11 protein-coding genes are annotated in these 10223 nt (G+C 53.8%); 8 read left to right on the forward strand and 3 right to left on the reverse strand.

What is annotated here, in order from left to right; translation table 11 throughout:
• Together ACLFKU_RS41115 and ACLFKU_RS41120 are read right to left on the reverse strand one after the other, a co-directional pair.
• Positions 1 to 111 (reverse strand): transposase (locus tag ACLFKU_RS41115; protein WP_368719147.1); only part of this gene is annotated, 111 nt, incomplete at its 3' end.
• 965 nt (positions 112 to 1076) lie between these two features.
• Entirely contained in the window at positions 1077 to 1451 is a 375-nt protein-coding gene (locus tag ACLFKU_RS41120) for a DUF3564 family protein (RefSeq protein ID WP_176383507.1), read from the reverse strand.
• 1308 nt (positions 1452 to 2759) lie between these two features.
• On the opposite strand from ACLFKU_RS41120, the gene ACLFKU_RS41125 reads away from it, so the two are divergent.
• The 8 genes from ACLFKU_RS41125 (at position 2760) to ACLFKU_RS41160 (ending at position 9775) form a co-directional block, all read left to right on the forward strand.
• Positions 2760 to 3656 (forward strand): aminotransferase class V-fold PLP-dependent enzyme, encoded by an 897-nt coding sequence (locus ACLFKU_RS41125; protein WP_410853038.1) that lies wholly within the window; start codon positions 2760 to 2762, stop codon positions 3654 to 3656.
• Positions 3626 to 4906: an O-acetylhomoserine aminocarboxypropyltransferase/cysteine synthase family protein gene (locus ACLFKU_RS41130; protein ID WP_410853039.1), complete on the forward strand. Its 1281-nt coding sequence runs from the start codon at positions 3626 to 3628 to the stop codon at positions 4904 to 4906. Before ACLFKU_RS41125 ends, ACLFKU_RS41130 begins: the two co-directional genes overlap by 31 nt.
• A 72-nt stretch (positions 4907 to 4978) precedes the next feature.
• On the forward strand, positions 4979 to 5776 hold the full coding sequence (locus ACLFKU_RS41135) for a fatty acid desaturase family protein (protein ID WP_410853040.1): 798 nt from the start codon (positions 4979 to 4981) through the stop codon (positions 5774 to 5776).
• A 261-nt stretch (positions 5777 to 6037) separates the two neighbouring features.
• Positions 6038 to 6856, forward strand: coding sequence for a gamma-glutamyl-gamma-aminobutyrate hydrolase family protein (locus ACLFKU_RS41140; protein ID WP_410853041.1), 819 nt, complete (start codon positions 6038 to 6040; stop codon positions 6854 to 6856).
• A 75-nt stretch (positions 6857 to 6931) separates the two neighbouring features.
• A complete protein-coding gene (locus ACLFKU_RS41145) occupies positions 6932 to 7132 on the forward strand; it encodes a hypothetical protein (RefSeq protein WP_410853042.1) in 201 nt (66 codons plus the stop codon).
• Between the two features lie 17 nt (positions 7133 to 7149).
• The gene (locus ACLFKU_RS41150) at positions 7150 to 7536 is read left to right on the forward strand and encodes a LysE family translocator (protein WP_410853043.1); all 387 of its coding nucleotides are present in this window, start codon (positions 7150 to 7152) and stop codon (positions 7534 to 7536) included.
• 98 nt (positions 7537 to 7634) lie between these two features.
• The gene (gene metA / locus ACLFKU_RS41155; RefSeq protein ID WP_410853044.1) at positions 7635 to 8537 is read left to right on the forward strand and encodes a homoserine O-succinyltransferase; all 903 of its coding nucleotides are present in this window, start codon (positions 7635 to 7637) and stop codon (positions 8535 to 8537) included.
• An 89-nt stretch (positions 8538 to 8626) separates the two neighbouring features.
• Positions 8627 to 9775 (forward strand): glutamine synthetase family protein, encoded by a 1149-nt coding sequence (locus ACLFKU_RS41160; RefSeq protein ID WP_410853045.1) that lies wholly within the window; start codon positions 8627 to 8629, stop codon positions 9773 to 9775.
• A gap of 15 nt (positions 9776 to 9790) precedes the next feature.
• Here ACLFKU_RS41160 and ACLFKU_RS41165 read toward each other — a convergent pair.
• Positions 9791 to 10223: ATP-binding protein (locus ACLFKU_RS41165; RefSeq protein ID WP_410853046.1), on the reverse strand; the 433-nt coding region annotated here is incomplete at its 5' end.

The raw sequence follows: 10223 nt of genomic DNA on the forward strand, positions 1-10223 counted from the left end.
GTATTTGCGCTGGGGCGCGTCGACGTCCATCAGCGTCAGATACGGCGCCGCGAAACTCCATTCCTCATCCGACACATCAGTCGGATACCCTTTGCGGTCTGTTCTTTTCATCCCGCCAGGATAACAGATCTCAATCGAAGTTCCTAACACGCTCTAGGTCCGCAGTTGGCGCAATATGATGCGCTTTGGGTAGCCGTTCGCGCGTCGGAGCCTGTCTGCGTCGAATAGAGCTCGACATGCGTAGGTTGGTCGGTCATTGAGGGCCAGCGGCATCAGTCGGACGATTGAAACAATTGAGCCTTTCTTTCTTCCCGAGCTACGACGCTACAGGATCAACGAACGCGGCCCATCCCACCGCATCTGCGTTGTCGAAAGCGCAACCACGAGGCGTGGAGCGACAAATTATCTCTGTCTGAAATTGATGCGCATCTTCTTCGCTGCACTATGATCCGCAATCTGTCTTGGCAAGCGTGAAACGCGTGGGGTCTCGCGTTAATTCGCAACGTCGGTTGTAGGGGGCTGCGACCCTGACGTCCATTGCGCGCGCGCTGGCGACATATTGCTCGAGCACGGAAGATTGCCGCGGCGTGATGATAGGCAATTGGATTGCAAGATGCCGATGCGAGACGGGCTATTCGACAACGCGCGAATTAGCGACAAAGCTCGGTGTATCAAGTTAGGCAAAGCGGCCCTGTCCTCCAGTGAGCAATTTGGCCGGGCGCAACGAGCAGCTCAACGGCGAAGGGGTAAGTCCGACAGACGGGGCTATCGACGCAGGCCGGTGCAGTTGCGGATGGGCGCATATTTGGAAAGACATCAACGAGAAGCTGGCGTACACACCGGGAGTCGTCACGGTGAAGCGGCATGGGGAGTAAAAAAAGATCCGTCGCAGATGCGAGGCGTTCAACTGGTACGGCGAGCTGACGGGTGGTGATCGTTGATGATGGAGCCTCGATCGGTCAAGCCGCAAACTTATTGGGGCTCAACCTCCATTCGAGACGTATGCCGATCACAGTGGTCAGATTCCTGAGCAGGTGCTGTCGTTCGATTGCCTCATTTGCTTAACGCAGATGGTGTCAGGAATCCTTGCCGGTGGTGAACAGTTCATGTTCAGGCTGTCCCCGTTGGTTATCTATACACTGAATATGCCAGTGGCCGTTCGATGGAGCCCAACGTCCTTCTGTATACCGCAGCGCATATCCGGAGTCGCCTTCGAAAAGTCTGTAACGACAGTCGAGATTCAATCCTTCGAGAACATACGCGAGTGTGTTTTCGCTGGGCCCGCACACTAACGTGTTGCCGCAATCCACATGCAACGAGCCCCATTCGGGTAAGTCCAGTCCGGAGTGAGCCTCGCGCGACCATTGCCGCTTTTCTGTGTCGAGCCAGAGGATTGCGAATGCCATCGGACGGGTAGTATTAAACATGTCGAGCTGGACGGTAAGACGCATGAAAATTCTCCGAACACATATTCTCCACGCCTAGTTGACGTAGGAAACGGCGAACCTCGCCGCGGATCACTCGCTGATTTCTCATCTCCCAGCGTATGCGCATCGTTCGTCGATGTGCTGCTATCAAAACGATCGCGACAAGGACCGTCACTCTGCCTGAGATATCTCACGGGGGAGAGCGCTGTGCCTGTACTAACTGTGTGTCGCGATTCATGAAGATCAGAGATGGGGAACTGACTACCAGTGGCGGCCTCGGGCCATGCATGCCCGAGAGCTGCTGAACATCTTGATAAATTGTCGCGTACGGTGCGAGCGAGCAACTGCGAGATGTAGGGTTGGTGTACCACGCTGCAACGTGACAATACGGGTTTAGTTTGCCGCAGCAACAGAGGGCCTGTCGTTGACCACGATCAACCGAAGGCCCCGAGCTGCATTTGGAGTGTTGTCGGTTGCACATATGCTTGATGACAGACGGCGGGGAAGATCTGTCGCATACCGTCGTTGTGCCGCACAGGGCTAGCGCCAAGTTGCGTGTACTTCAATACGAGCATAGCGGTTCGAGGAAGGTTGCCAGCAACGGATATTCGATACTGATATACAACGACGGCGTTTGGGTCTCGTCGCGGATGCTGTCATGGACGATTCACAAATTGTCCACGTGCCACGTGCCTTGTGTGACCACGGCGCAAACCAGTTCGCGCCGTGGTCATATCAGGTTCCTCAGTGGAACGACGGCAGTATTAGCGTTTATTCGGTCTGCATAAGAAGAACTCATATTGGTGCGGTGGTTCGCTGTGGCATGGTCATTATCAGCTGCGGAAGAATGCAGATAACTCGAACCGGGCCTGCGCAAGAGTTCCAGTCCGTCAATTGACATGAAGTCCAATGCGATGCGCTCGGCCCCATCGGTAACCAACTACTTTGATCTCTGATATCTGTGCGCGACGGGTGTCAGGTGGAGCATGGGCGGCGCTTTCGCGTCCTTAAACAACTGTTTTCGACTATGGAGTGTGGACCTATGACCGCACGGCAGCCATTTTTATTGACACCGGGGCCATTGGCGTTGGACGCCGAAGTAAAGGCTGAGATGCAGTTTGACATGGGTTCCCGCGACGTGAGTTTCAAGAAAATAACGGAGCGAGTAAGGGGCCTGATTGTAGATTTGCTGGACGCTCGGGGGGGTACTCGGCAGTACCCATACAGGGCGGCGGGTCTTACGGCGTAGAGGCGGCATTGGCTTCGTTCGTTGGGACGTCAGACCGGCCTCTCGTATGCATTAATGGAAACTACGGCGAGCGGATCCTCAAAATGCTGCAGATCCGAGGCATTAATGCCGTCAGCATCGTTGCCCCGAGTGATCAGTCCTTCCCCGTGACAAAAGTCGCTGCGTGCCTGGAAGGGGATTCGGGGATCACCCATCTTTGTTTTGTGCACTGTGAAACGACCACGGGAGTCGTCAATCCGCTCCGGCCAATGGTAGAGTTGGCAACGCGTCATGGTGTAAGAACCATTATCGACGCAATGAGTTCTTTCGGTGCGGTGGAAACCAGTGCCAGGGAAGTTCCGTTTGACGTCCTTGTGACCTCGAGTAACAAGTGCATCGAGGGTCCGCCGGGAGTGTCTTTTGTTGTTGCCTCGCTGGAAACGCTCGATAGCAAGACCTCAGAGACCAACTCGTTCGTGTTGGACGTTCGGGACCAATGGCGTAACTTCGAACAGACTGGCGAGTGGCGTTCCACGCCACCGACACATGTTGTTCAGGCGTGCGCAAAGGCCCTCGAAGAACTGGCTATTGAAGGGGTGGTTCGCCGTGGAGAGCGATACGCCTCTGTCCGTGACGCTGTCATCCGCGCAACTGGGCCATACGCCTCTCCATTGTTGGACCCGCGGGATCGATCGCCGGTATGCCTTGCGCTGACGGCACGCGATATCGTTCGTACGCAAGAAGATCTCGATGCGCTGTACGCCCATCTCGTGGAGTACAACCTCTACATCTATACCAAACTGCATCTTCCGACACGCAGTTTCAGGATCGGGTGCATGGGATGTATTGATCCGATGTGGATCCGCCTGCTGGGAATAGCATTTGAAGACTTTTTTTCAGCTTCATTCGATGAATCCGGAAGCCACCCGGGCCCGCCGTATAACCGACTTATGGAAAAAGGCCATTTGACATGTCAAGAAACAATGCCAACGCCGAAATGAACCGCGAGACGTCACTTCTACACGCTGGCTATCGTCATGACCCCGTCACCAAAGCGGTGTCTGTACCGATTTATCAATCTACCGCCTATGAACTCGACGGCGATCTTGAAAAAATTGCCGATATCTACAACGTCCGACAAGATGGGTTCACGTATAGCAGGATCATCAACCCTACAACGCGCATCCTCGAGAAGCGATTCGCTGCAGTAGAGGGTGCGAGCGACGCCCTGGCGGTAGCCTCAGGGCAGTCCGCAACCTTTCTCGCTATCGCTAACCTGTGCAGCGGAAGGCCAGGCGATAACGTTGTCGCATCGAAGTATCTATATGGCAATACGTGGAATCTGCTCTTCAATACATTCAAACGATTGAGTATCGAGGCACGATCTGCGGATCCACGAGACGTAACATCGTTCGAGCGGATGTTGGACGACAGGACGATTGCTATGTTTGGAGAGACGTTTTCCAATCCGTGCCTTGTCCCGTTGCCTGTTCCGGCGCTGGTGGAAATCGGTGAGCGGCGCGGGATTCCTGTTATTGTAGATAACACGACAACCCCTTTGATTTGCCGTCCGAAAGCTCTGGGCGCGGATATCTCCACGTATTCCGCGACAAAGTATCTATGCGGCCACGGAACGACACTTGGCGGACTGATTGTCGATAACGGAAGCTTCGCGTTTGACGACGCAGGCCGCTTTCCGTTGTTCAACGACGGAGATGAAGCGCATGGCGACATCCTCTGGAAAGAAGCTGTTCTGAAACTTGGCGATCTTGGCGCAAGTCCCTATTTGCTTAAATCCCGGATGACTTGGCTTCGTGACACCGGCGCCGCGATCAGTCCCCTCGCCAGCTTTCAGCTGATACAAGGACTCGAAACCCTTCATCTGCGCATGCAGCGGCATTGCGAAAATGCCGTCGCGGTTGCGGAGTTCCTTAACGCCCATCCGAAGGTCGCACGTGTCTCATATCCATCACTGTCGTCAGGATACGAACGTGAGCTTGTCGACGAGTTAGTTGACGCTCGCGTCGGCTACGGCGCAATGATTATGTTTGAACTGGGCGATGAAGCGGCAGGGCGAAGATTCATAACCAACATCGAGCTAATGTACCACGTATCGAATGTCGGTGACGCGCGAACGTTGGTCACGCATCCCGTTTCGACAACGCACACAACGGTTCCCAAGGAAAAGCGCGAGGCCGCTGGTATTTTCGACGGTTCGATTCGGCTTTGCGTTGGGATTGAGAACATATGATGATATCGTCGCCGATCTTCAACGCGGACTTGACGCTGTCTGACGTCGATCTTTCTGGGAGGGAATTTGATCATGGAAATTTATGACGCTTGGCAATTGCGAGGCAAACGTTTCACCACCTGGCGATTCTCGCGCGACATTATGCGAGAGCTGTCCGAATTGAGGCCAGATAATTTGACCGGCGCACTTTACATTGTGAAGGACTATCTTGTCATTCTTGCGTGTGCTTATGCGACGATACGAATCTCGTGGTGGCTCTACCCGCTTGCAGTACTCATAATCGGCGCGCAACAACGCGGACTGACAACTATCGCGCATGATGCCGCGCACCGGACGCTTGCCAGGAGCACCGGATGGAACTACGTGCTCGGCATTGTCTTCGCCGCATATCCTGTTTTTCAGCGGCACTGGGCTTATCGCTACTCGCATGTTCATCTGCACCATCCATATCTCGGCGACCCTGAAAGGGATCCTGACCTGAAGTTCTTTATATCATCGGGCGTGTATGATGTGCGCCCGCCACGTGAATACGCGTTTGCCATTGTCTGGAAAGCGATGTTTGGCGGAGCGACGGTACGCTATCTCAAGTATCTATGGAGTGAGCGGTTTCTTATTTCTCGTGAGGGGAAAAAAGACATCGACAGGCGGGGTGCTGCCATCGACACCTATGGATTTGCGATATTCTGGCTGATTGTCATTTTCGGCTTTGCCCTGACGCAATCGCTGGATTTGCTTGTGCTGTTCTGGCTTGTTCCATATCTAACCACGTTCCAAGCCTTGGGCTGGTTCATTGAACTCGCTGAGCATTCGCCAATGTGTGAGACCGAAACCGAAGATGTGTACTTGACGCGTAACCGCAAAGGCAATTAGATCGAGCGACTGCTGGTCGGCGCGAACCTTGATGAATATCATCTGGAACACCATCTTTCGCCAGGCGTGCCTTTCTGGCACCTGAAGCGGGCACAGAAGATCGGTTGCGCGATCCGCGATATGCTGAGGTTGCAGAGTCATGGGGAGGACTCTTCGCTAGTGGACCAAAAGGGCAGCCAAGTGTCACCAACCAGCTGCTCGAGCGGAGCAGGCGGCTGTACGAGGCCCAGCGCGGACGGTTAGCAGGGGAGGGCGTGGTCAATGAGTGATACACGTCGCCATCTGGGCTGCGCCGACGTTAGAGTCACAGCCAATCGTCATCTTCAAGACGGCGTTCACCGCGACTGGTTGCGGCGGCGCTATATCGAGGCGCTGACTAGACACGCGTCGGTCGAGTGCGTCATCTTACCGACGATCGACCGCGATCTGCCTTGCGACGCGATTTTCCAGAGATTACGCGACCTGATGCGTCGTCTTGACGGCCTTGTTCTAACTGGCGACGAATCAGATCTCGATCCCGGGATCTTTGACAGGAACGGTGGCGCTTGGGCGCTTGCTGAAGACGACATTGTCGCCTGCAGGACGGATCGTCCGCGAGACAGGCTGTCGATGGTTGCGTTGATGGTGGCGGAAGAACTGGATATGCCAGTATTGGGAATTTGCCGCGGTTTGCAGGAGATGAACGTTTACCGTGGCGGCACATTGCACGAAGATCTATCGTTGACGCACAAGGGGATCTCGCATCGCGAAAATCCAGAGATTCCTCGCGACGAACACTACCGTCCGGTCCATACGGTTAAGGTCGCTTCCGGCGGCTTGCTGTCGTCCGTTATCCAGGGCGACGAGTTATGCGTCAATTCGTTGCATAGGCAAGGCATCGCGGAGCTTGGTGAAGGAATCCGAGTGGAGGCAGTAGCGGGGGACGGTGTCGTAGAAGCGCTGTCATATAGGAATTCACGCACCTTTCAACTGGCGCTGCAGTGGCATCCAGAATGGCATGCTTCCAGCGATGTAATCAGCCAGAAGATTCTGGGCGCCTTCGGGAGAGCCTGTGAGGCATATAACGCAGCGGTCCACTGAGATGCGGAGATTAGCCGGATTTTGTGTCGATAGTTGTTCCTTTCGGGAGTGATTTGCAAATCGAGGCGGGGCTTCATGGATTTTCATCTATTTGTTTTGTTTCTTGTTACTTTTACTGCCGCCGTGGCTTTGCCTGGTCCGAACGTCATTTTTGCCGTTGCTCACATTGAAGCACGGGCTCAAAATCGCAATTCCTGGCGCGATCGGATTTGGTACTGGTGCGGCCGTTCACGCAGCAGTCGTATTGTCGGGTGTTGGGATTTTTATACAGGATAACCAATGGGTGTTACTTTATGTCCGATGGGATAGGGGCGATATATCTTGGATGTCTTGCCATTATTGCTTTTTGTAGGAAACGGGAGTCAAGAACAGAAGATGGGGTGCGCTGGAACTCCAGACAGGTGTTTGTCGATTCCCTCATTGTCTCTCTAGCGAACCCTAAGGGGTGGTTGGCCACATTAGTTACGTATCCCAGTTTCATCAGCCCATCCGGTTCCTACCTTGGGCAGGCGGTTCCGATGGGAGCTGCGGCAACGGCGATCTCCGTCGGGGTCTATTGCGGATATATGTTTCTTGCAGATCGCGCAAGCGTGGTATTGATCAACAGATCCATGCTTGAGAAGATTACGGGCGCACTTTACGCATGCGTCGCAGCCAGCTTGATCTTCTTAAACAGGTGAAGACCTAAACTTGCTCGCAGTCGGTCAGACGTGGTGTTGTTGGTATGCCGTACAGTCTTGCGGGTATCGCGTAGTTTCGAAACGGAGGTTGTGCTTCCATGCCGATCAAGGTTCCAAAAGGTTTGCCGGCTGCAATTGCTTTACAAAAAGAAGGCATCAAGGTAATGGAGCACGAAGCTATGTATCGGCCGATTGAACGTCCTTTGCATATTGGTTTGCTAAACCTGATGCCCAATAAAATAGAGACGGAAATCCAGATTGCACGTCTCCTCGGTGCAACGCCCATATTGGTTGACCTCACCTTGGTAAAGATAGCCAGTCATTTACCCAAGAACACACCAGCAATTCATTTGGCGTCGTTTTACCAGGATTGGGAAGAGATAAAGGAGCGGATATTTGACGGCTTTATTATTACCGGCGCACCGGTTGAGTTGATCCCGTTTGAGGAAGTGGCGTATTGGAACGAGTTAACTCAGATTCTCAACTGGACTCAAACCAACACTCTGAGCTGCTTCAACATCTGCTGGGCCGCACAAGCGGCGCTATATCATTTCCACGGTCTGCCTAAGTACACATTGAATGAGAAGGCTTTTGGTGTCTTCAGGCACCAAGGCGTGGGGTCCACATCACCGTATCTGCGGGGCCTGTCAGACGATCTCTTTGTTCCCGTCTCCCGATGGACGGAAATGCGACGCGCCGACATCCCACCAGGCAGCGGTATCTGTGTGCTCATCGAATCGCCGGAAACAGGCCTGTGTCTGCTTGATGACCCGAACCATCATTCCCTGCATATATTTAATCACCTAGAGTACGATTCGCAAACGTTGGCAGACGAGTATCTCAGAGACCGTTCACTTGGTCGTCGGGTAAGTATTCCGGCAAATTATTTTCCGGAGGATTGCGAAGATCTTCGGCCGCGCAATTGCTGGCGCAGTCACGCCAACATAATTTTCGGAAACTGGACAAAACAAATTGGCATGATCAAGCCACATCAAGATTAGATCACTCGTTTGCCGGGTCAAATTTGTCCGCGCATAGTGGATTGGGTGCGCGTGCCGGAAGAGCTTATTTACGTTCCGCGGGAGGGAATATGAATCTGAAATTCGAAGAATTGAAACGGGATGTTGCTTCGGGTGCTATTGATACAGTTATCGCTTGCATGGTTGACATGCAAGGTCGGCTTGTCGGGAAGCGGTTTCAAGGGGACTTTTTCGTTAAGCATGGCTATCTGGAAACGCATGCCTGCAATTACTTGTTGGCCAATGATATCGAGATGGAACCGGTGGCAGGGTACACGTGTTCAAGTTGGGAAGCTGGATATGGCGATTTTGTGCTCAAGCCCGACCTTTCGACATTGCGGCGCATTCCTTGGCTTGAAGCGACGGCGTTGGTAATTTGCGATGTTTTCGACCAGTGTCAGGAGCCCGTTGCTCATTCGCCGAGGCAGATTCTACAGGAGCAGCTTCGTCGTCTGAACGAGAGGGGAATGGCCGCGTGCTTCGCATCGGAATTAGAGTTCTACCTATTCGATGAGTCTTACGAGTATATATCGATGAAGAAATTTCGCGACCTCTTAACCTCTGGAACGTACAACCAAGACTACCATATCCTGTCGACCTCGCGACAGGAATCGGTCATGCGTCGGATAAGGAACGGATTGCACGGTGCGGGAATCGCGATCGAATGCTCGAAAGGGGAATCGGGGCCTGGGCAGGGCGAAATCAATGTACGCTACGCCGATCCGCTAGTGATGGCTGACCAACATACGCTAATTAAGCACGGCACCAAGGAAATTGCATCCCAGGAGAATAGAGCCATTACGTATATGGCCAAGTGGAACTACCAGTTGGCAGGTTCTTCCAGCCACATTCATTCCTCCCTGTGGACACTAGATGGAGCTCCGCTTTTTTTTGACAGAAATTCGCCCTATGGCATGGCCAATGTTATGCGCCACTACCTTGCGGGTCTTCTGAAGTATTCGAGAGACATCACGCTGTTTTTAGCGCCATACGTTAACTCATATAAACGATTTCAAGAAGGGACGTTCGCGCCGACCAAGGCGGTCTGGAGCCCAGACAATCGTACGGCTGGTTTCAGGGTTTGCGGCGAAGGCTCGTACGCGGCTAGGGTCGAATGTCGGATCGGAGGCGCGGATCTCAATCTGCGTATTTCGGCGAACGTGACCGCCGATTTCGGGAACGTGACCGATTCGGCGGGGTTGGGCGTTGCGCGGTGTTGATTGTAGATTTCCTTGTTAATTCTGGTCGAGTTCGGGCTCCAGGACGTTGGGTTTTGGGGATGCCTTTCTGAGGGATTCACCGGTAAGCGTGATCCGATGATGACGCTGCATGAGGCGGTCGAGCATTGCGTCGGCGATTGTCTCGTCGCCGATCCATCCATGCCAGTGCTCAATCGGTAACTGGCTGGTGACGATGGTCGCCTTTCCCGCCGAGCGGTCATCGATCATCTCGAGCAAATCGTTTCGAACCATCGCATCGAGGGGCGCCATTCCCCAATCGTCCAGTAGAAGCACGTCGACGCGGGCAACCTGCAGCAGCCATTTTGTGAAGCCGCCGTTGCCGTGCAGATCGCGAAGCTCCTCGCCAAGTCGCGGCACGCGCAGATACAAGGCTGAATGCCCGCGCCGGCAAGCGTATTGGGCCAGGGCACAAGCGAGCCACGATTTC

It is taken from the genome of Paraburkholderia sp. EG304, assembly GCF_046543485.1.
GTDB lineage: Bacteria > Pseudomonadota > Gammaproteobacteria > Burkholderiales > Burkholderiaceae > Paraburkholderia > Paraburkholderia youngii.

What these genes read in the sequence shown, in the direction of transcription:
- ACLFKU_RS41160 (WP_410853045.1), top strand. Translation starts at nt 8,627, where the DNA reads ATGAATCTGAAATTCGAAGAATTGAAACGGGATGTTGCTTCGGGTGCT.
- ACLFKU_RS41135 (WP_410853040.1), top strand. Translation starts at nt 4,979, where the DNA reads ATGGAAATTTATGACGCTTGGCAATTGCGAGGCAAACGTTTCACCACC.
- ACLFKU_RS41125 (WP_410853038.1), top strand. Translation starts at nt 2,760, where the DNA reads ATGCTGCAGATCCGAGGCATTAATGCCGTCAGCATCGTTGCCCCGAGT.
- ACLFKU_RS41150 (WP_410853043.1), top strand. Translation starts at nt 7,150, where the DNA reads ATGTCCGATGGGATAGGGGCGATATATCTTGGATGTCTTGCCATTATT.
- ACLFKU_RS41140 (WP_410853041.1), top strand. Translation starts at nt 6,038, where the DNA reads ATGAGTGATACACGTCGCCATCTGGGCTGCGCCGACGTTAGAGTCACA.
- ACLFKU_RS41130 (WP_410853039.1), top strand. Translation starts at nt 3,626, where the DNA reads ATGTCAAGAAACAATGCCAACGCCGAAATGAACCGCGAGACGTCACTT.
- metA (WP_410853044.1), top strand. Translation starts at nt 7,635, where the DNA reads ATGCCGATCAAGGTTCCAAAAGGTTTGCCGGCTGCAATTGCTTTACAA.
- ACLFKU_RS41145 (WP_410853042.1), top strand. Translation starts at nt 6,932, where the DNA reads ATGGATTTTCATCTATTTGTTTTGTTTCTTGTTACTTTTACTGCCGCC.
- ACLFKU_RS41120 (WP_176383507.1), bottom strand. Translation starts at nt 1,451, where the DNA reads ATGCGTCTTACCGTCCAGCTCGACATGTTTAATACTACCCGTCCGATG.